Source organism: Mycobacterium intracellulare ATCC 13950 (genome assembly GCF_000277125.1).
GTDB classification, from domain to species: Bacteria; Actinomycetota; Actinomycetes; order Mycobacteriales; family Mycobacteriaceae; genus Mycobacterium; species Mycobacterium intracellulare.
Window position 1 is genome coordinate 1923092 of record NC_016946.1, and the last position, 19618, is coordinate 1942709.

Sequence of the window (19618 nt, forward strand, 5' to 3'; positions counted from 1 at the left end):
GCCGGTATGCACCGCTACCGTGACGTGCGGTTGGCGTTGATCTCCTCGTGGTGCGCCATGGCCCATTGGGCCAACGAGATCACCAGCGGTAGCAATGTCCGCCCCAGTTCGGTCAATTCGTACTCGACTCGCGGTGGCACCTCGGCGTAGGCCGTGCGGTCGACCAGGCCATCCTCGACAAGATGCTTGAGCGTCAGGGTGAGCATCCGCTGCGAGATGCCTTCCACGGCCGCCTCCAGCGCACCGAACCGCATTGGCCCGTCACGCAACGTGCCGATTACCAGCAGGCTCCACTTGTCGCCGATGCGATCCAGGACCTCCCGGACCGCCCCGCCCTCGGGTATCCGTGGCGTCTTTCGTGTGACGTTGGTCATAGCGAGGTCTCCGTCCTGGATACATACACCGATGTGCCTTATGCGGCCGCCCCAGCGCTGACACACGATGTGGCTACGCACAAATGGTAAGGATTGGGGATCATCGTGAACATTGCACTGTGGGCCGTGCAGGGTCTACTCGCATTCGTCTATCTCGTCGCGGGCGGGCTCAAAGTCCTTCGGCCGCGCGAACAACTCGTAGCGTCGGGCCGGCTCGACTGGATGAAGGACCACTCGGACGCCGCGGTCAAGGCCGTCGGCGCGGTCGAGATCGTCGGCGCGCTCGGCGTGATCCTGCCCGAGGCCACCGGCATCGCCCGCATCCTGACCCCGATCGCTGCGGTGGGTCTGGTCATCGTGCAGATCGGCGCGATGCGCGTGCACCTGACGCGTAACGAGCGAGAACCTTTGCCCATCAACGTGATTCTCCTGCTGCTCGCGGCTTTCGTCGCCGTCGGCCGATCCGTGAGTTGAGCCCTCCGCGAGGGTGCCGCTGTCCTCTCGCCCGACGCGCTCGGTAGCCCGACGCAGAGGCGCCAACGGCGAACGGGTGCGCGATACCGTTTGGCAATGAACGGTATCCGCGAAACCGGGGCCCACTCCGAGGCGAACGGCCCCCACCGCGGGCCGCCCCTGACGCCGCTGTCCCTGCTGTGCGTCGGGCTGCTCTTCGGGGGGATCGCGATCGGCGTCGGGATCGGCGGTGTCATGCCGTTGCCGTACGGCCCCGTCGGCGCGGTGGCCGCGTACGTGCGGGCCCAGCCAACCGCCCTGCGCGTCATGGCCGTTGCGACGTTCGCGTCGGCCGTCCCGCTGGCGATCTACGCGGCGACGGCCGCCGCGCGGCTGAGGCAACTCGGCGCCGGCCGCGCGGCGGCCGCGATCGCGCTTACGGCCGGCGCCTTGGCCGCCGGCGCGCTCGGCTTGGCCGGCGTGCTGGGTTGGGCGATGTCGTGGCCGGAAGTCAGCGCCGACACCGCCGTGGCGAGAGCGCTGTACTTGCTCGTCTTTCTCACCGGCGGCCCGGCCCACATCGTGGCGTTGGGCCTGTTGGTGGCCGCGATGGCGGCGCCCAGGGGGGTGCTGCCCGGCCCGCTCGCCCGGGCCGGCCTGGCGACCGCCGTCCTCGCCGAATCGGCGGCCGGCGTTTTGATCTGGCCCGCGCTGGGGGTGCTGTTGCCGGTCGCCCGGGTGGTGGCGCTGACCTGGCTGGTGGTGGCGGGTGTCGCGATTACCCATGCGGCGCAACGCGATTCGTCGTCCCGGTAGGGCGTCAGGTGAGCGCGTCGACCTGAACCCGGTGCAGGTCGTAGCCGAGCTCGATGCGCCCACCGAACTGCTCGGCGGCCAGCGCCCGCCACTGCTCTTCCTGGCCGGGCACCAGCGCGGGCACGTAGTGCGTCATGACCAGGGTGCCGACGCCCGCGCGGGCGGCGGTCGCCGCCGCCTCTTCCACCGAGGAGTGGTAATCGCAGATGTCGACGAGCCGCTGCTGCGGGATGGCGGCGACGATGTCCTTGCGGATCACGGTGTGCACCAGGGCGCCGGCCCCGGCCGCGAGCTCGTCCAGGCTCGCGCACGGCACGGTGTCGCCGGCCAGCACCACCGATGCCCCCTCGTATTCGATGCGGAACCCGATGGTCGGGGCCACCGGCCGATGATCGGTGGCGCCGACCCGGATCGATACGCCGTCGCGGTCCCACACCGGACCGTCGGTGTATTCGTGGACCTCGACGGCCGGCGGCGCATTCAGATCGGCGTGATGGGCGATGCGGTAGCCGATGTCGTGGTGAAACGCCTTCAGCGTCGCCTCCACCAGTTCCGCGGTGCCGGGCGGCCCGATGATGGGCAGCGGCGCGGGATCGGGGGTGAAGGTGCTGATCCACCGCGTAATGAGGACGTCGCCGAGGTCGCCGACGTGATCGCTGTGAAGGTGGGTGAGGAGCAGCGCCGACAAGCCGGCCGCACCCACCCCGACCGCCGCCGCCCGCTGCAGCACCCCGCGCCCGCAGTCCGCCAAAAACACCTGCCCGCCGGCCCGCACGAGGGTCGACGGCCCGGCCCGGTTCGGGTCGGGGATCGGACTTCCGGTGCCCAGCAGAGTGACCTCGATCATGGCCCTATCTTGCAGGTCCCCTCGGTTTGCGGTGGCCCGATCGAACGATCCGGCCGGCCGGCGGCGCTTGGACACGATCTGTGTGCAGGTTCTCGTGGTGGCTTTTCCGCCGCGCGAGTTAGCCGTAGCCTGATGTGAAGCGGATCACAAACCCGGCTGGAGGCCTTAATGCGGATTGCGGACGTCTTGCGGAACAAGGGCGCGGCGGTGGTGACCATCAACCCGGACGCGACGGTTCGTGAGCTGCTGGCGGGTCTGACCGAGCAGAACATCGGCGCCATGGTGGTGGTCGGCGACGAGGGGGTCGTCGGCATCGTGTCGGAGCGCGACGTCGTGCGCCAGCTCCACACTCATGGCGCCAGCGTGCTGTCACGCCCGGTCTCCAAGATCATGACCAGCATGCTGGCCACGTGCACGAAGGCCGACACCGTCGATGCGATCAGCGTGCTGATGACCAAGAACCGGGTGCGTCACGTGCCGGTGCTGGACGGGAAGAAGCTGATCGGCATCGTCAGCATTGGTGACGTGGTGAAGACCCGGATGGAAGAACTCGAGGCCGAGCAGCAGCAGCTGCAGTCCTACATCACCCAGGGCTGACTCGGCGGGGGCTTGCTCAACCCGCCGGCCCCGCTCGCCGAACGTGCAATCAGGGCGAAAATTCGGCGGTTTTCTCGCCGTGAGTGCACGCTCGGCGAAGTGCCAGGGCTCGGCGGAACGGCCGACTCAGCGCCAGGAGTAGTCGGCGCGCAGCCGCGCCGCCACCACGTCGAAGATCTCGCGGTCCAGGATCGCGCCCTCGCGGCGGATGCCCTCTTCGGGCACGTCGAGCACGCGGTCCAGCCGAACCCAACTGGATCGTCCCTCGTAATCCCAACTGCCCGAGCCGATTCCAACCCACTCCGGATCGGCGGCGTGGCGCTCCTGGCTGGAGACCATCAAGCCCAGCAGGGTGCCGCGGTCGCGTCCGACGACCAGCACGGGCCGGTCCTTGCCCCGGCTGGGATCGTCCTCGTAAACCACCCACGTCCAGACGATCTCGCCGGGATCGGCCCGGCCGTCCAGGCTCGGCGCGTACACGAGTTTGCGGGCCCGCTGCGCGGTGGGCCGGCTGTTGCTGGTCACCGGCCGGCCCGCGACCGTCGTGTCGGACGGTGGCGGCGCCGCGGCGGCGATGACGTTCGCGGTGATCCGCACGGCCTGTTGCAACTCGCGCAGGACGGTCTGGGAATTCTGGACGTGCCGGGCCAGCCGCGGGGCCCCGTTGAACACCAGATTCTCGGCAAACCGCTGGAACGTCTTCCACTGCGATTTCCGGGCAGACGCCATATTCGCAGCATAGACGCGACCAACCGGGCGCGACTGTGTCCAAGTAGGTCCGGGCGACGCTGCATAGATACGCTGGACATGCCCGCGAACCGCCAGTAAAACGGCCGCGCCGCGCCCATCACGTTTGAAGTAGACCAGGAGATTCCCATCAGCAGTTTCGCCGACAAGACCTTCACCGCGCCGGCGCAGATTCGGAATTTCTGCATCATCGCCCACATCGATCACGGCAAGTCGACGCTGGCCGACCGGATGCTGCAGCTCACCGGCGTCGTCGATGAGCGCTCGATGCGCGCCCAGTACCTGGACCGGATGGACATCGAGCGCGAGCGCGGCATCACCATCAAGGCGCAGAACGTCCGGCTCCCGTGGAAAGTCGACGACGAAGACCATGTCCTGCACCTGATCGACACCCCGGGCCACGTCGACTTCACCTACGAGGTGTCGCGCGCGCTGGAGGCCTGCGAGGGCGCGGTGCTGTTGGTCGACGCCGCCCAGGGCATCGAGGCGCAGACCCTGGCCAACCTCTACCTGGCGCTGGACCGTGACCTGACCATCATCCCGGTGCTCAACAAGATCGACCTGCCGGCGGCCGACCCGGACCGCTACGCCGGAGAGCTCGCCCACATCATCGGCTGCGAGCCCGAAGACGTGCTGCGGGTGTCCGGCAAAACCGGCGAGGGAGTGGCCGAGCTGCTCGACGAGGTGGTGCGCCAGGTGCCGCCCCCGCAGGGCAAGGCCGACGCGCCCCTGCGGGCGATGATCTTCGACTCGGTCTACGACATCTACCGCGGCGTGGTGACCTACGTCCGGGTGGTCGACGGCAAGATCACCCCGCGCGAACGCATCGCGATGATGTCCACGGGCGCCACGCACGAACTGCTCGAGGTCGGCATCGTCTCGCCCGAGCCGAAGGCCAGCGAGGGCCTGGGCGTGGGCGAGGTGGGTTACCTGATCACCGGGGTCAAGGACGTCCGCCAGTCCAAGGTGGGTGACACCGTGACGACGGCCAAGCGCGGCGCCGCCGAAGCGCTGACCGGATACCGCGAGCCCAGGCCGATGGTCTACTCGGGGCTGTATCCCGTGGACGGTTCGGACTATCCGGTTCTGCGCGACGCGCTGGACAGGCTGCAACTCAACGACGCGGCCCTGACCTACGAGCCGGAGACGTCGGTGGCGCTGGGCTTCGGATTCCGTTGTGGCTTCTTGGGTTTGCTGCACATGGAGATCACCCGGGAGCGCCTGGAGCGAGAGTTCGACCTGGACCTGATCTCGACGTCGCCCAACGTCGTCTATCGCGTGGTCAAAGAGGACAACACCGAAGTCGTCGTGACCAACCCGTCGGACTGGCCCGAAGGCAAGGTCCGCACCGTCTACGAGCCGGTGGTGAAGACCACCATCATCGCGCCCAGCGAATTCATCGGCACCATCATGGAACTGTGCCAGTCGCGCCGCGGCGAGCTCGGCGGGATGGACTACCTGTCACCCGAACGCGTGGAGCTGCGCTACACCATGCCGCTGGGCGAGATCATCTTCGACTTCTTCGACTCCCTGAAGTCACGCACCCGCGGCTACGCCAGCCTCGACTACGAGGAGGCCGGCGAGCAAGAGGCCCAGCTGGTCAAGGTCGACATCCTGTTGCAGGGCGAGGCGGTCGACGCGTTCAGCGCGATCGTGCACAAGGACGGCGCCTCGGCCTACGGCAACAAGATGACCACCAAGCTCAAAGAGCTGATCCCACGCCAGCAGTTCGAGGTGCCGGTCCAGGCGGCGATCGGATCGAAAATCATTGCGCGCGAAAACATCCGAGCCATCCGCAAGGACGTGCTATCCAAATGTTACGGCGGTGACATCACCCGCAAGCGCAAACTTCTGGAAAAGCAGAAGGAAGGCAAGAAGCGGATGAAGACCATCGGGCGGGTCGACGTACCGCAGGAGGCGTTCGTCGCGGCGCTGTCCGCGGACGCGGCGGGGGACAAGGGCAAGAAGTAGCCATGCGGATACTCAAAGCGGCGGCGACGCTCGCAGCGCTGGCCACGCTGGTGACGGGATGCGGCGCGGTCGTGAACGGAACGGCGAAGCCGGCACCGAACCTGAAGCTGCGTCCGCTGAGCGGCGCGACGGTCAGCAAGGTGCTGCTCGACGGCGCGATGCTGTCGCGGATGCTCGACCAGACGCTGATCTCCCGCGAGCCGGCGCAAGTCGGCGGCCCCGAAAAGCTCTACCAGGTCAAGCGGTCGACGTCGCAGGCCGGTTGCCTGGGCGTGACGGCGATGCTGCAAAAGAGCGTGTACCGCTCAGCCCAGGTCCAGGACGTCGCCTCGGTGTCGTGGTGGAACAACGGCGAACCGGCACAGGTGATCACCGTGATGGAGGGCGTGGTCACGCTGCCCTCGGCCGCGCAGGCTCAGGCGTTGTTCGCGCAGTTCTCGCAGCAGTGGCAGCAATGCAACGGCATGACGACCTCGGAACAGACTGGCCCGATCAGCACGACGAACGTCATCAGCGATGTCCGCGGCACCGCTACCACCATCGCGGCGACCAAAACCGCCACCTCGGTGCTGCCCAACATGCCCGCCTTGCGGCCCACCCCCCAGGCGCGGGCCATCGGTATCCGGTCGAACTGCCTCGTGGAGGTCGAGGTGGTCTTCTTCGGCGGGCGGCGATCCACCGACCCGGGATCGGCCAACGTCAACAGCAGCGCGCTCGACATCGCGCGAGCCATGATGGACAGGGTCAACGCGCTGAGCTGAGGTCGGGAGGGGTGAAGTGAAAAGCACCTGGCGCTCGGTGGCCGCTGTGGTCGCGGTGCTGCTGGTGAGCGGGTGCACCCAAACCATCTCCGGCACAGGCACTCTGGCGCCGAACGCGGGTCGGGTGCCGGCCATCAAGCGGGCCTTGTTCGACGGTACCGCGCTGGCGAAGCTGCTCGACCAGCCGTTCCAGCCGTACCCGCATTACTCGGAGTTCGGGGGCGGCGACAAATTGGGAACCGCGTGGGATAAGGCGAAGCCCGCCGAGTGCATCGGCGTCGTCCATTTGATGCAGCGGGGCCCGTATGGCTCGGCGCCGATACTAGAAACGGCCGCCGAAATGTGGGTGGGCAAAAGGGATTCGGTGAAGATCGACATTGTCCAGCAAGGCATCGTCGCGTTGCAGACGGCCGCGGACGCCGACGCGCTCTTCGCCAGGTTCGTCGCGCAGTGGCAGAAGTGCGACGGGACCACGCTGATAGCGCCGCCGACCGATATCTACGGTACGGACGCCATCTCCGACGTGCGCGTCCTGAATTCGGTTGTCGCGGCTACGGTTTCGATGGGGTCCGCCCCGTACTCGGTTTTGAACGCAACACCAGTGGCCCGGGCCCTCGGCGTCAAGGGGCCTTACGTTGTCGAGGTGAGGGTCGACTTCATTCCCATTTATGGTCCGGGAGATCAGGGCAACGGCAACATCAACACCACCGCCATCGACCTCGCCCACGCGCTCATGGACAAACTCGGCGCCCGCAGCTGACGCGGGCTCCCTTCCGGCTACATCGGCGCGTTGGCGGGCTGGAACATCCCGGAGCCGTCGGCCTCCTCCTCGGCCCGGATGACGTGCACCACCGCGTTGATCAGCGCCAGGTGGGTGAACGCCTGCGGGAAGTTGCCCAGCTGGCGGCCGGTGCGCGGCTCGATCTCCTCCGCATACAGGTGCAGCGGGCTGGCGTACGACAGCAACCGCTCGCACAGGCGTTTGGCGCGGCGCACCTCCCCGATCTCGACCAGCGCCGACACCAGCCAGAACGAGCAAATCGTGAACGTGCCCTCCTCGCCGGACAGCCCGTCGTCGGTCTCCTCGACCCGGTAGCGCAGCACCAGGCCCTCCTGGGTGAGTTCGTCGGCGATCGCCAGGACGGTGTTGCGCACCCGCGGGTCGTCCGGCGGCAGGAACCGTGTCAGCACCACCAGCAGCAGCGAGGCGTCCAGCGCGTCGCTGCCGTAGCGCTGGGTGAAGACCCCGCGGGAATCCACGCCGTGCGCCAGGATGTCGGCCTTGATCTCCTCGGCGATGGCCCGCCACTGCTGGGCGTAGCTCTTCTCGCCCTGCCGTTCGGCCAGCTTCGCCCCGCGGTCGAGCGCCACCCAGCACATGACCTTCGACGACGTGAAGTGCTGCGGCTCCCCGCGCACCTCCCAGATTCCGCGGTCGGGCTCGCGCCAGTGCTTGATCGCTTCTTCCACCTGCTTCTTCAGCACCGGCCACAACGTCTCCGGGACCTGTTCGCGCGACTTGGCGTGCAGGTAGAAGGAGTCGAGGATGGAGCCCCAGATGTCGTGCTGGACCTGGTCGAAGGCGCCGTTGCCGATGCGCACCGGCCGGGCCTGGTCATAGCCGGACAGGTGATGCAATTCCTCCTCGACGAGGCTGCGCTCCCCGCCCACGCCGTACATCACCTGCAGCGGGTGCCGCTCGTTGTTGTTGGCCCCCGAGACGTCGGCGATGAACGCGAAGAAGTCGTCGGCCTCGCGGTCGAGCCCGAGCGTGTACAGGCCCCACAACGCGAACGTGGAGTCGCGCACCCAGGCGTAGCGGTAGTCCCAGTTGCGTTCGCCCTGCGGTGTTTCCGGCAGCGACGTGGTGCTGGCCGCCAGTAGCGCGCCGGTGGGCGAGTAGGTCAACCCCTTCAGCGTGAGCGCGCTGCGCTGCAGGTAGGCCCGCCACGGGTGGTCGGGGAAGTTACCGATGTTGATCCACTGCCGCCAGCACTCGGTGGTCTGCCACATCTTGTCGGCGGCCTCTTGGTAGGTCTGCGGCGCCGGGTGCTTGGTCCAGCTCAGGGCCACGAACACGTCGTCGCCCTCCTTCATCCGGGTGCGTGCGCGCGCTTCGCGGCCTTCCAGCCCGATCCGCAGGTTGGTGGTGAGTCGCAGCGTGGGGTGGGCGTCGGGCTGCCTGGTGGCGCGCGCGATGGCCTCGCCGTACGCGTTGGCGGAGTATTCCCAGGTGGCCCCGACGCGGTGGTAGTCGAACGCCGGCTCGCAGCTCATCATCAGTTCGACGGTGCCGCTGACGCAGCGCACGGTGCGCAGCAGGATGTGCTCGGCGTCCCAGTCCATCGGGGTGCGGCGATGCGTCCGCGACCGGCGGTCCAGGTCGTGCCAGGGCCCCATGACCAGCGCGTCACGCACGATCAGCCATCCGGTGTGCGTCTGCCAGGTGGTCTCCATGATGAGGCTGCCCGGCAGATACCGGCGGGCCGAGGGCACCGAGACGCCGTAGGGGCCCAGCCGGAAATGGCCGGCGCTGCGGTCCAGGATCGCCCCGAACACGCTCGGCGAGTCCGGCCGCGGCACACACAGCCATTCCACCGACCCGGCCGGCGAGATCAGGCAGGTGGTTTCCCAGTCCGACAGGAACGCGTAATCGGCGATCGGCGGAAACGGGTTACGCAGGGCCGCGCTGGGAGCGAGGGGCCCGGGAGTGCGCAGGTCGATGGACGACGACATCGACGTGGCGGACGCCGCTGGAAACGCTTCCTCGGGCATGTCTTCGTCCGGCTGGGCCGGTTGGTCGTCGGGCTGAACATGCAGAACCATCTGGACATCATCGACCGCACGGCGGCCCGGCGTCCAACGTTTCGCCGACGCGGCGTGGCGCACCCCTACCCAAGCGCCGATGTTCACGCATTGGTTTTGTGTGGCGGCGCCGCATAGGGTGAGCTCCGTGAACGCGTTCCTCAACTGGTGGGACGGCAACGAGCTGTGGCTTTCGGGGCTCCCTTTCGTGCTGCAGGCCATGGTGGTGATGCCGGTCGTGCTGGCGGTGGCCTACGTGACGGGGGCCCTGCTCGACGGCCTCCTCGGCAAGGGCATCGAGTTGATGCGCCGTGCCCGCCATGTCGGTGAGACCTCCGGGTGACGCGCATGCCTCGGTCACACGTGACGCTGGTTCTCCTCATCTTGGTGGCGCTGGTGATCGGCACGTGGCTGGTCACGCACCTGATGCACCGGTGAGGCGCCCGCCGCGGTGGCTGGCGCCGGCTGCGGTGGCGGCACCGTCAATTCCTGTTAGGCTTCCCGCCATGCGCGTGGCGATTGGCATCCCGGGGTGCTATGCCTTCGTGCACTGTTGTCGCTGACTCCCAAACCCGTGTGCGGTCTGGTTCTGGAGTTCTCGAATCCTCCTGAAGTTCTAGTTGCCTTTCCGCTGAGACGGGACCGAGATCCGATAAGTCCCCCACCGGAAGGCCTTCGATGGACATCAGGACCGCATTGCGTTGGCGGCCTGTACTCGCCCTGGTTTCGACAGCCGGCGTGGCCGCAAGTATCGCCGGCTGCCACGGGGGCGCCAGCGATGCCGTCGGCGGCGGCGGGCTGGCCGGCGCACGCACTTCCATCACGCTGGTCGCCTATTCGGTCCCAGAACCCGGGTGGAGCAAGATAATTCCGGCGTTCAATGCCTCCGAAGAAGGCAAGGGCGTGCAGGTGGTGACCTCGTATGGGGCCTCCGGTGACCAATCCCGCGGTGTCGTCGACGGCAAGCCGGCCGACGTCGTGAACTTCTCCGTCGAACCCGACATCGCGCGACTGGTCAAGGCCGGCAAGGTTTCCAAAGACTGGAACACCGACGCCACCAAGGGGATCCCGTTCGGCTCGGTGGTCACGCTGGTGGTGCGCAAGGGCAATCCGAAGCACATCAAGGACTGGGATGACCTACTGCGGCCCGGCGTTGAGGTCATCACGCCCAGCCCGCTCAGTTCGGGGTCGGCCAAGTGGAATCTGCTGGCGCCGTACGCCGTCAAGAGCGAAGGCGGCGCCAACAGCGCCGCCGGCGTGGATTTCATCAAGAAGCTGGTGACCGAGCACGTCAAACTCCGTCCCGGATCGGGACGCGAAGCCACCGACGTCTTCATCCAGGGCAGCGGTGACGTGCTGATCAGCTACGAGAACGAGGCCATCGCGACCGAACGGGCGGGCAAGCCCGTCGACCACGTCAACCTGCCGCAGACCTTCAAGATCGACAATCCGGTCGCCGTCGTCAACACCAGCCCCCACCTGCAGGCCGCCGTCGCGTTCAAGAACTTCCAGTACACGGCCGCGGCCCAAAAGGTTTGGGCGCAGGCCGGTTTCCGGCCGGTCGACCCGTCGGTCGCCGCCGACTTCCGCGCCCAATATCCGGTGCCGACGAAGCTGTGGACCATCGCCGACCTCGGCGGCTGGAGCGCGGCGGATCCGCAGCTGTTCGACAAGAGCACCGGCAGCATCACCAAGATCTACACGCAGGCCACCGGATGACGGCCATCACGCCGGACCCGCTGGCAATCCGGCCCGAACTCAGCGGCGACCCCGGGCACGGGCCGCTGCCCGGGCGTGGCCGCGGGACCACCGCCCTGCGGGTCGGGGCGGCAACGGTGTGGCTTTCGGTGATCGTGTTGCTGCCGCTGGCGGCGATCGCCTGGCAGTCCGCCGGCGGCGGCTGGCACGCGTTCTGGCTCGCGGTCACCTCCAATGCCGCGCTGGAATCCTTCCGGGTGACCCTGACGATCTCGGCCGGGGTGACTGTGCTCAACCTGATTTTTGGTCTGGTGATCGCGTGGGTGCTGGTGCGCGACGACTTCGTCGGGAAGCGACTGGTCGACGCGATCATCGACCTGCCGTTCGCGCTGCCCACCATCGTCGCCAGCCTGGTCATGCTGGCGTTGTACGGCAACAACAGCCCGGTGGGTCTGCACCTGCAGCACACCGCGTGGGGTGTGACGGTGGCGTTGGCGTTCGTGACGCTGCCGTTCGTGGTCCGCGCGGTTCAGCCGGTGCTGCTGGAGTTGGATCGCGAAGTCGAGGAGGCGGCGGCGTCGCTGGGCGCCAGCGGCCCGAAGATCTTCACCTCGGTGGTGCTGCCGGCGCTGCTGCCCGCGCTGTTGTCCGGTGCGGGCCTGGCGTTCTCACGCGCGATCGGCGAGTTCGGGTCGGTGGTGCTGATCGGCGGCGCGGTGCCGGGCAAAACCGAAGTGTCATCGCAGTGGATACGGACCCTGATCGAAAACGACGACCGCACCGGCGCCGCCGCGATATCCATTGTGCTGTTGGCGATTTCGTTCGTGGTCCTGCTCATCTTGCGGATCGTGGGTGGGCACGCGGCCAAACGCGAGGAGCTGGCCGCATGACGTCGTCCGCCGGAGTCCGCTATTCCCTGCGATTCGTGGCGCTCGGATACATCTTCGTGTTGCTGGTCGTGCCGGTGTCGTTGATCCTGTGGAGGACGTTTCGGCCCGGGTTCGGCCAGTTCTACGCCTGGGTCAGCACTCCCGCGGCGATATCGGCGCTGAACCTGACCCTGCTGGTGGTGGCCATCGTGGTGCCGCTCAACGTAATCTTCGGCATCCCGACGGCATTGGTGCTCGCGCGCAACAGGTTTCGCGGCAAGGGCGTGCTGCAGGCGATCATCGACCTGCCGTTCGCGGTCTCACCCGTCATCGTGGGCGTGGCGTTGATCGTGTTGTGGGGCTCGGCCGGTGCGCTGGGATTCGTCGAAAACGACCTCGGGTTCAAAATCATCTTCGGCCTGCCGGGCATCGTGCTCGCCAGCATCTTCGTCACCCTGCCGTTCGTGGTGCGTGAGGTGGAGCCGGTGCTGCACGAGCTGGGAACCGACCAGGAGGAGGCGGCGGCGACGCTGGGTTCGGGCTGGTGGCAGACGTTTTGGCGGATCACGCTGCCGTCCATCCGGTGGGGCCTGACCTACGGCATCGTGTTGACAATCGCACGTACCCTGGGGGAATACGGTGCGGTGCTCATCGTGTCGTCGAACCTGCCGGGAAAGTCGCAAACACTGACATTGCTTGTTTCGGACCGATACAACCGCGGCGTCGAGTACGGCGCCTATGCGCTGTCGACCTTGCTGATGGGGGTTGCGGTGCTGGTGCTGATTTTCCAGGTGGTTCTCGACGCCCGCCGCGCCCGAGCGGCGAAGCAGGCCTGACGAGGAGGATGACGTGACAGACACCGGTACCGGCCGGGACGACCTCGCCATCATCGTGCGCGACGCCTACAAGCACTATGGCGACTTCGTCGCGCTGGACCACGTGGACTTCGTCGTGCCGACCGGGTCGCTGACGGCGTTGTTGGGTCCCAGCGGTTCGGGCAAATCGACGCTGCTGCGCACCATCGCCGGTCTCGACCAGCCCGACAGCGGAACCGTCACGATCTACGGTCGCGACGTGACCCGGGTGCCACCGCAGCGCCGCGGCATCGGGTTCGTCTTCCAGCACTACGCGGCATTCAAGCACCTGACCGTCCGCGACAACGTGGCCTACGGGCTCAAGGTTCGCAAGCGGCCCAAAGCCGAAATCAAAGCCAAGGTCGACAACCTGCTGGAAGTGGTGGGGCTCAGCGGTTTTCAGAGCCGCTATCCCAATCAGCTCTCCGGTGGTCAGCGACAGCGGATGGCGCTGGCTCGAGCGCTGGCGGTCGACCCGCAGGTGCTGCTGCTCGACGAGCCGTTCGGTGCGCTGGACGCCAAGGTGCGTGAGGATTTGCGGGCGTGGTTGCGCCGCCTGCACGACGAGGTGCACGTGACCACGGTGCTGGTCACCCACGATCAGGCGGAGGCATTGGATGTCGCCGACCGGATTGCGGTGCTCAATCACGGTCGCATCGAGCAGATCGGATCCCCGACCGACGTCTATGACGCCCCGGCGAACGCGTTCGTGATGTCGTTCCTCGGCGCGGTGTCCACCCTCAACGGCGCCCTGGTGCGTCCGCACGACATCCGGGTGGGTCGCAACCCCGAGATGGCGATCGCCGGCGGCGACGGCACCGCGGAGTCGATCGGGGTGGTGCGGGCCACCGTTGACCGGGTGGTGGCGCTGGGTTTCGAGGTGCGGGTCGAATTGACCAGCGCCGCCACCGGTGGCTTCTTCACGGCGCAGATCACACGCGGCGACGCCGAGGCCCTGGCATTACGCGACGGCGACACCGTCTACGTGCGTGCCACCCGGGTCCCACCGATCGCCCCGACTGCGGCGGAGCCCGGTCACAAAGCGGCCGAGGATGAGAACACGCTGACCTCAGCGTGATTCGTCACGAGGCGTGCAGACCGCACTCCGTCTTGGACAGCCCCTGCCAGCGCCCACTGCGCGGGTCGGCGCCCGCCAGCGGCCTGGCCGTGCACGGGGCGCAGCCGATCGACGAATAGCCGTCGTAGATAAGCGGATTGACCAGCACGCTGTGCTCGTCGATGTAGTTCTGCACGTCGTCGTCGGACCAGGTCGCCATCGGGTTGACCTTCACCAACTTGAAGCCCTCGTCGAAGCCGACCACCGGGGCGTTGGCGCGTGCGGCGGTTTCGCCCCGGCGCAGCCCGGTCACCCAGGCCGAATAGCCGCGCAGCGCCTTGCCCAGCGGGGCGACCTTGCGCAGCCGGCAGCATTCACCGGGATCACGCGCGAACAGGTCCTTGCCCAGCAGTTTGTCCTGCTCGGCGACGGTCTGCTCGGGCGTGACGTTGAGCACCCGGATGTCGTAAACGGACTCGATGGCGTCGCGTGTACCGATGGTCTCCACGAAGTGGTAGCCGGTGTCCAGGAACACCACCGGCACACCCGGGCGCACCTTGGCGGCCAGATCGATCAACACCGCCTCTTGCATGCTGGAGGCCACCACGTAGTTGCAGGTCGCCCATCCGCGCGGTCCGTTGACGCCGCCGAACGTCTCGTCGGTCCAACGCAATACGTCGCTGGCGCTGGCGCCCTCGAGCTCGGCCGCCCCCCGGGCGGCGAGTTCGCGCAGCTCGGCCTCGGAATGTCTGGTTGTTCGTTCGCTCATCGCAAATCGTCCTCGTCTGCCCTCATGGCCCACTGTGCGAAACGTTCACCCTCGCCGCGATATTTCAGGAAGTTGCGTGCGACCCGCTCGATGTAGTCGCCGAGCTCGTCGCTGGTGACCTTGTGCTGACGCAGTTTTCGGCCGAAGCCGCTGTCTTGACCCAGGCTGCCGCCCAGGTGTACCTGGAAAGCCTCGACCGAGCCACCGTTTCCGTCGTCGACCATCTGGCCTTTCAACCCGATGTCGGCGACCTGAATGCGTGCGCACGAATTGGGGCAGCCGTTGAGGTTGACGGTGATCGGAACATCGAGCTGCAGGTTGATGTCCGCGAGCCGACTTTCCAGCTCGGGCACCAAAGACTGCGCCTTGACTCGTGTTTCGGCGAATGACAGCTTACAGAATTCAATTCCCGTGCAGGCCATCACATTCCGGCGCCAGTGTGACGGTTGGGACTGCAGGCCGAGCGCCTCCAAACCGGCGATCAGCTCCTCGAGCTTGTCGTCGGGGACGTCGAGGATCACCAGCTTTTGGTAGGGGGTCAAACGGATCCGGTTCGAGCCGGCCGCCTCGGCGAGGTCGGCCACCGCGGACAGGGTGGTGCCCGAGACCCGTCCCGCGATCGAGGCGACACCCACGGCGTTGAGCCCGTTCTTGAGCCGTTGCACACCGACGTGGTCGATCGGACGCGGGACCGGCTCCGGTGCCGGTCCGTCGATCAGCGGACGCTTGAGGTACTCGGTTTCGAGGACTTCACGGAACTTCTCGACGCCCCAGTCCTTGACCAGGAACTTCAGCCGCGCCTTGGAGCGCAGCCGCCGGTACCCGTAGTCGCGGAAGATCGAGGTGACCGCGTGCCAAACCTCGGGCACTTCCTCGAGCGGCACCCAGGCACCCAGCCGTTGGGCCAGCATCGGGTTGGTCGACAGGCCGCCGCCCACCCACAGGTCCAGCCCGGGGCCGTGCTCGGGGTGGTTGACGCCGATGAACGCGATGTCATTGACCTCGTGCACCACGTCCTGCAGGCCCGAGATGGCGGTCTTGTACTTGCGCGGCAGGTCGGCGAAGTCGGGCTGGCCGATGTAGCGGCGGGCGATCTCGTCGATCGCCCAGGTCGGGTCGAGCACCTCGTCGAGCGACTCGCCGGCCAGCGGTGATCCCAGGATCACGCGGGGGCAGTCGCCGCACGCCTCGGCGGTCTGCAATCCGACGTCGGCCAGCCGCCGCCAGATTTCGGGGACGTTCTCGATCTCGATCCAGTGGTACTGGATGTTTTCCCGGTCGGTGATGTCGGCGGTGTCGCGTCCGAACTCGGTGGAGATCTGGCCGACGGTGCGCAGTGCGGCCGTCGACAGCGCACCGCCGTCGCAGCGCACCCGCATCATGAAGTACCTGGCCTCGAGCAGCTCGGCGTTGTCGTCGCCGGTGAAGGTGCCGTCGTAGCCCTGCTCACGCTGGGTGTACAGGCCCCACCAGCGGAAGCGCCCACGCAGGTCGCTCTTGTCGATGCTGTCGAAGCCGTTCTTGGCGTAGATGGTCTCGATGCGCTCGCGCACGTCCAGTGGGGCGCCGGCCTGCTTCATCTCTTCGTTCGGGTTCAGCGGCTCACGATTCCCCAGTGCCCATTGGCCCTCGTTACGGGCCTTCGCGGGTCGGGCGGTGGTCATCGGAAGTTCTCCTTCAAAAAGATCGCCAGCGCGGCCAGCACAGTTCACCGGCACTTATGGGCGGCACGAAACCGTCGGCCTGCTGGAGACACAGTGGGCTGGGTCTACCAAGTCAAGGCAGACAGATACAGCTGCAAACGCGCTTGAGATCGATGTGCCGTCGCGCCACGAGCACAATGTGCGGGCTGGGCTGGGCGACAGTCACGCCCCCATTGTGCCATGGATGCCGGGGGGCCGTGCGAGCAGGTCAAATCTGGGCTCACGATGATTAAAAGTGCCGCTGACGGGCCACCGCGGCATCAAGTCCGGGGGATCCACCGCGCGGCAACGCCGAGCGTGCACCCAGCGCGAAAATCCGGCCGGAATGTCGCAGCCGGCGCACGCTCGGCGCACGGGCAGCCCCCGGCAGCCGGGATCGACGGCGCCGGCGCCGGGCGTCTGCGTGGGATCATTTGGCATGGCCATTCGCGAGGAGCTGGTCGACCTGCCCGACGTGCGGGTGACCGCCGGGCAGCCGTTTGGCATCTACGTGCATGTCCCGTTCTGCGTAACGCGTTGCGGCTATTGCGATTTCAACACCTATACCCCAGCGGAGCTAGGGGGCGTCAATCCAGACGCCTGGTTGGGTGCGCTGCGGGCCGAATTGGAACTGGCGGCCGCGCGACTGCAAGCGCCGCCGGTGAGCACCGTGTTTGTCGGTGGTGGGACGCCCTCGTTGCTCGGCGGTGCGCGCCTGGTGACGCTGCTGGACATGGTGCGCGAGCACTTTCCGCTGGCAGCGGATGCCGAGATCACCACCGAGGCCAACCCCGAGTCGGCGTGGCCGGACCTCTTCGATGCCATCCGCGCGGCCGGCTACACCCGGGTGTCCCTGGGGATGCAATCGGTGGCGCCACGGGTGCTGGGTGTCCTCGACCGCATTCACACGCCGAACCGATCGGCCGATGCCGCCCGCGAGGCGCTGGCCGCGGGCTTCGAACACGTCAGCCTCGATCTGATCTATGGAACCCCGGGGGAGTCCGACGACGACCTGCTGCGATCGGTCGACACCGCGATCGAGACCGGCGTCGATCACGTCTCGGCCTATGCGCTGGTGGTCGAGGAAGGCACCGCCCTGGCCCGGCGGGTGCGTCGCGGCGAACTGGCCGCTCCTGACGACGACGTGCTGGCCCACCGCTACGAATTGGTCGACGCGCGCCTGAGCGAGGCGGGCATGTCGTGGTACGAGGTGTCCAACTGGTCGCGGCCAGGGGGTGAATGCCGGCACAACCTGGGCTACTGGGACGGCGGCCAGTGGTGGGGCGCGGGACCGGGCGCGCACGGATACGTCGGCACCACGCGCTGGTGGAATGTCAAGCATCCCAACGCATATGCCGAGAGGCTGGGCGCGGCCGCGCTGCCGGTCGCGGGATTCGAGCGGCTCGACGCCGACACGTTGCACACCGAAGACGTGCTGTTGAAAGTCCGCCTGCGCCAAGGCCTTCCGGTTGGCCTGTTGAATTCCGAAGAGCGTGAACGCGCCGCGGGCGTCGTCGCCGACGGGTTGCTGGTGACAACCGGTGACAGGCTCGTCCTGACGGATCGGGGACGGCTGCTGGCCGACGCCGTGGTGCGGACGCTATTGGGGTAGCGGCCCGGTCAGACCCCGAACCATTGCTCGAAGACCCGGGCGATCTCGATGTAGAGCGGGATTCCGACGGTGACGTTGTAGGAGAACGTCAGACCCAGCGAGGCGGCCAGCGGCAACGTCGGGCTCGCCTCGGGGATGGCGAGCCGCTGCACCGCCGGGACGGCGATGTAGGACGCCGCGCCGCACAGGACCGCGAACAGCACATAGGTGCCCGTCTTGAAGTCGGTGTGGGTCAGCGAGGCGTAGCTGCAGGCGACGAAGATGCCCAGCGTCGCAAAGACATTCGGCGCCACGAGACCGAAGACGATGAATCCGGGGCCCGCCGTGCGCAGGTCTTTCAGCTTGCGCGACGCCGTCATGCCCATTTCGAGCAGGAACAGGCACAGCACGCCCTGGAACGCCAGCACGAAGAACTTGTCGTCGTCGGCGACGACCTTCTGGCCCTGCAGCCCGCTGACGAGACCGATGATGATGCCGCCCATCAGCAGGACCAGCCCCGGATTGAGGAACACCTCCTGAAACAGCTCGCGGGAGAGGATCGGCATCCGCTTGGCCTTGGCGTCGTCCGGGCTCTGCTCGGGCTCCCAGTCCTCCAACTCGTGCTCCAGGCTTGCTTCCTGCCTCTCGAGGCTCTGGCCCTGCGGGGGCCGCGCGGCACTGCCGGGACCGACCCCGACCTTGACGGGCGGTGTGTAGCCGGGCTCGTCGGGCATGTATCCGCCGGAGTCCATGCCCCGGTGGCGCAGTCGGGCCACGAAGTACAGCGCGACCAGGCAGCCCGGGATCTCCATCACGGCCAGCATCACCGGCATGTAAGCGTTGAAGGCGATGTTCACGGCGGCCAGCACGGCCACACAGGTGGCAAAGGTCCCGGCCGAGTCCGACCCGTAATAGCCCGCGATCGTCGCGCGGTCCACCTTCCGCAGCGTTTTCAGTCGGCTCAGGCCCACGTAGGCCAAACCGCCGATGGCACAGTTCAACACGAAGCCCAGGACCATGAATCCGACGATGGCGCCGACACTCGAGGCGCTGATCTTCGCGAGCTCTTCGCCGCCGTGCCAGCCGATGGCCAGCAGCAGATACATGGTCAACCCCTGATAGATGACATAGGGGAATTCGAAGCGCACCTTCAGGATGGGGATCAGAAAGCCGAAGTAGAAAAACAGCAAGAGCGGCTTGAAGAGGTTGTGGGTGAAGTTGTGCCAAAACTCTTGCAGCATCGATGCCTCCGTTGAGTAGACCCGCGATCAGGGGGAAGCACCGTCCGCAAACGCGGAGCAACCACGAAACATCCCGACGACCGTCAGAAATTTATCCCCGTGGCGGTCGACCTGCCACTCGAAAGCACGGCGGGAAGGACGGGCCTTCCAGACCCGCCTCGCGCCGCAAATGCGCTGGTCAGGCCCGATCTGGCGGAACGAAATCCGGTGCCGGCAGGCGCCCCATCAGCCGTGAGATTGGTGTGAAGATGCTGTCTATTTACTGTGTAGTCAAAATCTGAGTCAGTTGGGCGACGGCCTGACCCCGGCTCCCTTTTGCCGGTGGGTCACCGACAGCCAGGCCGAGGGCGAGTAGTGCGTCGTGATTTCCTCGAAGCCGTCGATCCGGGACACCGAAAGCACACCGGTCTCTTGATTGATTTCGAGCTCGTCGCCTGCGCTCGCCTGGACCTCCTCGCCACTGCTGAGGCGAATGCTGAACACGTC

At 67.1% G+C, this 19618-nt stretch carries 21 protein-coding genes; 12 read left to right on the forward strand and 9 right to left on the reverse strand.

The window, feature by feature from the left end; genetic code table 11:
* Positions 1-14: 14 nt before the first annotated feature.
* Entirely contained in the window at positions 15-374 is a 360-nt protein-coding gene (locus OCU_RS34050; RefSeq protein ID WP_009953607.1) for a winged helix-turn-helix transcriptional regulator, read from the reverse strand.
* Positions 375-467: 93 nt separating this feature from the next.
* Here OCU_RS34050 and OCU_RS34055 point away from each other — a divergent pair, with 93 nt between their 5' ends.
* Together OCU_RS34055 and OCU_RS34060 are read left to right on the forward strand one after the other, a co-directional pair.
* Positions 468-848, forward strand: coding sequence for a DoxX family protein (locus tag OCU_RS34055; RefSeq protein WP_009953609.1), 381 nt, complete (start codon positions 468-470; stop codon positions 846-848).
* A 96-nt stretch (positions 849-944) separates the two neighbouring features.
* Entirely contained in the window at positions 945-1643 is a 699-nt protein-coding gene (locus tag OCU_RS34060; protein ID WP_014379701.1) for a hypothetical protein, read from the forward strand.
* Positions 1644-1647: 4 nt separating this feature from the next.
* Here OCU_RS34060 and OCU_RS34065 read toward each other — a convergent pair whose 3' ends face one another.
* Positions 1648-2490, reverse strand: coding sequence for a ribonuclease Z (locus OCU_RS34065; protein WP_009952327.1), 843 nt, complete (start codon positions 2488-2490; stop codon positions 1648-1650).
* A 168-nt stretch (positions 2491-2658) separates the two neighbouring features.
* Here OCU_RS34065 and OCU_RS34070 point away from each other — a divergent pair, with 168 nt between their 5' ends.
* Complete coding sequence (locus OCU_RS34070; protein WP_008255284.1) at positions 2659-3087, forward strand: CBS domain-containing protein; 429 nt, start codon at positions 2659-2661, stop codon at positions 3085-3087.
* Between the two features lie 126 nt (positions 3088-3213).
* Here OCU_RS34070 and OCU_RS34075 read toward each other — a convergent pair whose 3' ends face one another.
* Positions 3214-3816 (reverse strand): type II toxin-antitoxin system PemK/MazF family toxin, encoded by a 603-nt coding sequence (locus OCU_RS34075; RefSeq protein ID WP_008255287.1) that lies wholly within the window; start codon positions 3814-3816, stop codon positions 3214-3216.
* A 117-nt stretch (positions 3817-3933) separates the two neighbouring features.
* Between OCU_RS34075 and lepA the strand changes: the two genes are divergently transcribed.
* From lepA to OCU_RS34090, 3 genes are read left to right on the forward strand one after another with little or no spacing between them, the layout of a single operon-like run.
* Complete coding sequence (lepA, locus tag OCU_RS34080; protein WP_080587926.1) at positions 3934-5805, forward strand: translation elongation factor 4; 1872 nt, start codon at positions 3934-3936, stop codon at positions 5803-5805.
* A gap of 2 nt (positions 5806-5807) precedes the next feature.
* Entirely contained in the window at positions 5808-6566 is a 759-nt protein-coding gene (locus OCU_RS34085; RefSeq protein ID WP_009952323.1) for a sensor domain-containing protein, read from the forward strand.
* Between the two features lie 46 nt (positions 6567-6612).
* A complete protein-coding gene (locus tag OCU_RS34090) occupies positions 6613-7326 on the forward strand; it encodes a sensor domain-containing protein (protein ID WP_009952322.1) in 714 nt (237 codons plus the stop codon).
* A 17-nt stretch (positions 7327-7343) separates the two neighbouring features.
* On the opposite strand, the gene OCU_RS34095 is transcribed toward OCU_RS34090, so the two are convergent.
* Positions 7344-9302, reverse strand: a complete 1959-nt coding sequence (locus OCU_RS34095; protein ID WP_172417567.1) for a glycoside hydrolase family 15 protein — start codon at positions 9300-9302, stop codon at positions 7344-7346.
* 217 nt (positions 9303-9519) lie between these two features.
* Here OCU_RS34095 and OCU_RS34100 point away from each other — a divergent pair, with 217 nt between their 5' ends.
* From OCU_RS34100 to OCU_RS34120, 5 genes are all read left to right on the forward strand, one after another.
* Complete coding sequence (locus OCU_RS34100) at positions 9520-9714, forward strand: hypothetical protein (RefSeq protein ID WP_009952319.1); 195 nt, start codon at positions 9520-9522, stop codon at positions 9712-9714.
* Between the two features lie 335 nt (positions 9715-10049).
* Positions 10050-11090, forward strand: coding sequence for a sulfate ABC transporter substrate-binding protein (locus OCU_RS34105; protein WP_026071545.1), 1041 nt, complete (start codon positions 10050-10052; stop codon positions 11088-11090).
* Positions 11087-11959 carry a sulfate ABC transporter permease subunit CysT gene (cysT, locus tag OCU_RS34110; protein ID WP_009952316.1) on the forward strand — a complete coding sequence of 291 codons (873 nt, stop codon included), beginning with the start codon at positions 11087-11089 and terminating at the stop codon, positions 11957-11959. Before OCU_RS34105 ends, cysT begins: the two co-directional genes overlap by 4 nt.
* Entirely contained in the window at positions 11956-12774 is an 819-nt protein-coding gene (gene cysW, locus OCU_RS34115) for a sulfate ABC transporter permease subunit CysW (protein ID WP_008255299.1), read from the forward strand. Before cysT ends, cysW begins: the two co-directional genes overlap by 4 nt.
* Positions 12775-12787: 13 nt before the next feature.
* Positions 12788-13870 carry a sulfate/molybdate ABC transporter ATP-binding protein gene (locus OCU_RS34120; RefSeq protein ID WP_009952315.1) on the forward strand — a complete coding sequence of 361 codons (1083 nt, stop codon included), beginning with the start codon at positions 12788-12790 and terminating at the stop codon, positions 13868-13870.
* A 4-nt stretch (positions 13871-13874) separates the two neighbouring features.
* On the opposite strand, the gene OCU_RS34125 is transcribed toward OCU_RS34120, so the two are convergent.
* The 3 genes from OCU_RS34125 to OCU_RS51885 all read right to left on the reverse strand — a co-directional run bounded on the left by OCU_RS34125 (position 13875) and on the right by OCU_RS51885 (position 16487).
* Positions 13875-14618, reverse strand: coding sequence for a phosphoadenylyl-sulfate reductase (locus tag OCU_RS34125; protein WP_009952314.1), 744 nt, complete (start codon positions 14616-14618; stop codon positions 13875-13877).
* The gene (locus OCU_RS34130) at positions 14615-16282 is read right to left on the reverse strand and encodes a nitrite/sulfite reductase (protein ID WP_008255305.1); all 1668 of its coding nucleotides are present in this window, start codon (positions 16280-16282) and stop codon (positions 14615-14617) included. The genes OCU_RS34125 and OCU_RS34130 overlap by 4 nt, the downstream gene beginning before the upstream one ends.
* Before the next feature lie 112 nt (positions 16283-16394).
* Positions 16395-16487: an Ms4527A family Cys-rich leader peptide gene (locus tag OCU_RS51885; RefSeq protein ID WP_350494745.1), complete on the reverse strand. Its 93-nt coding sequence runs from the start codon at positions 16485-16487 to the stop codon at positions 16395-16397.
* 252 nt (positions 16488-16739) lie between these two features.
* On the opposite strand from OCU_RS51885, the gene hemW reads away from it, so the two are divergent.
* Complete coding sequence (hemW, locus tag OCU_RS34135; RefSeq protein ID WP_009956572.1) at positions 16740-17912, forward strand: radical SAM family heme chaperone HemW; 1173 nt, start codon at positions 16740-16742, stop codon at positions 17910-17912.
* Positions 17913-17920: 8 nt separating this feature from the next.
* Here hemW and OCU_RS34140 read toward each other — a convergent pair whose 3' ends face one another.
* Both OCU_RS34140 and OCU_RS34145 read right to left on the reverse strand, forming a co-directional pair.
* Complete coding sequence (locus OCU_RS34140) at positions 17921-19132, reverse strand: sodium-dependent bicarbonate transport family permease (protein WP_014379708.1); 1212 nt, start codon at positions 19130-19132, stop codon at positions 17921-17923.
* A 282-nt stretch (positions 19133-19414) separates the two neighbouring features.
* Positions 19415-19615 carry a hypothetical protein gene (locus tag OCU_RS34145; RefSeq protein WP_014379709.1) on the reverse strand — a complete coding sequence of 67 codons (201 nt, stop codon included), beginning with the start codon at positions 19613-19615 and terminating at the stop codon, positions 19415-19417.
* Positions 19616-19618: the final 3 nt, after the last annotated feature.

Excerpts from the sequence above, each read along its gene's own strand:
- OCU_RS34140 (WP_014379708.1), bottom strand. The coding sequence starts at position 19,132 with ATGCTGCAAGAGTTTTGGCACAACTTCACCCACAACCTCTTCAAGCCG.
- hemW (WP_009956572.1), top strand. The coding sequence starts at position 16,740 with ATGGCCATTCGCGAGGAGCTGGTCGACCTGCCCGACGTGCGGGTGACC.
- OCU_RS34070 (WP_008255284.1), top strand. The coding sequence starts at position 2,659 with ATGCGGATTGCGGACGTCTTGCGGAACAAGGGCGCGGCGGTGGTGACC.
- cysT (WP_009952316.1), top strand. The coding sequence starts at position 11,087 with ATGACGGCCATCACGCCGGACCCGCTGGCAATCCGGCCCGAACTCAGC.
- OCU_RS34085 (WP_009952323.1), top strand. The coding sequence starts at position 5,808 with ATGCGGATACTCAAAGCGGCGGCGACGCTCGCAGCGCTGGCCACGCTG.
- OCU_RS34095 (WP_172417567.1), bottom strand. The coding sequence starts at position 9,302 with ATGTCGTCGTCCATCGACCTGCGCACTCCCGGGCCCCTCGCTCCCAGC.
- OCU_RS34130 (WP_008255305.1), bottom strand. The coding sequence starts at position 16,282 with ATGACCACCGCCCGACCCGCGAAGGCCCGTAACGAGGGCCAATGGGCA.
- OCU_RS34125 (WP_009952314.1), bottom strand. The coding sequence starts at position 14,618 with ATGAGCGAACGAACAACCAGACATTCCGAGGCCGAGCTGCGCGAACTC.
- OCU_RS34105 (WP_026071545.1), top strand. The coding sequence starts at position 10,050 with ATGGACATCAGGACCGCATTGCGTTGGCGGCCTGTACTCGCCCTGGTT.
- cysW (WP_008255299.1), top strand. The coding sequence starts at position 11,956 with ATGACGTCGTCCGCCGGAGTCCGCTATTCCCTGCGATTCGTGGCGCTC.
- OCU_RS34075 (WP_008255287.1), bottom strand. The coding sequence starts at position 3,816 with ATGGCGTCTGCCCGGAAATCGCAGTGGAAGACGTTCCAGCGGTTTGCC.
- OCU_RS34050 (WP_009953607.1), bottom strand. The coding sequence starts at position 374 with ATGACCAACGTCACACGAAAGACGCCACGGATACCCGAGGGCGGGGCG.
- OCU_RS34060 (WP_014379701.1), top strand. The coding sequence starts at position 945 with ATGAACGGTATCCGCGAAACCGGGGCCCACTCCGAGGCGAACGGCCCC.
- OCU_RS34065 (WP_009952327.1), bottom strand. The coding sequence starts at position 2,490 with ATGATCGAGGTCACTCTGCTGGGCACCGGAAGTCCGATCCCCGACCCG.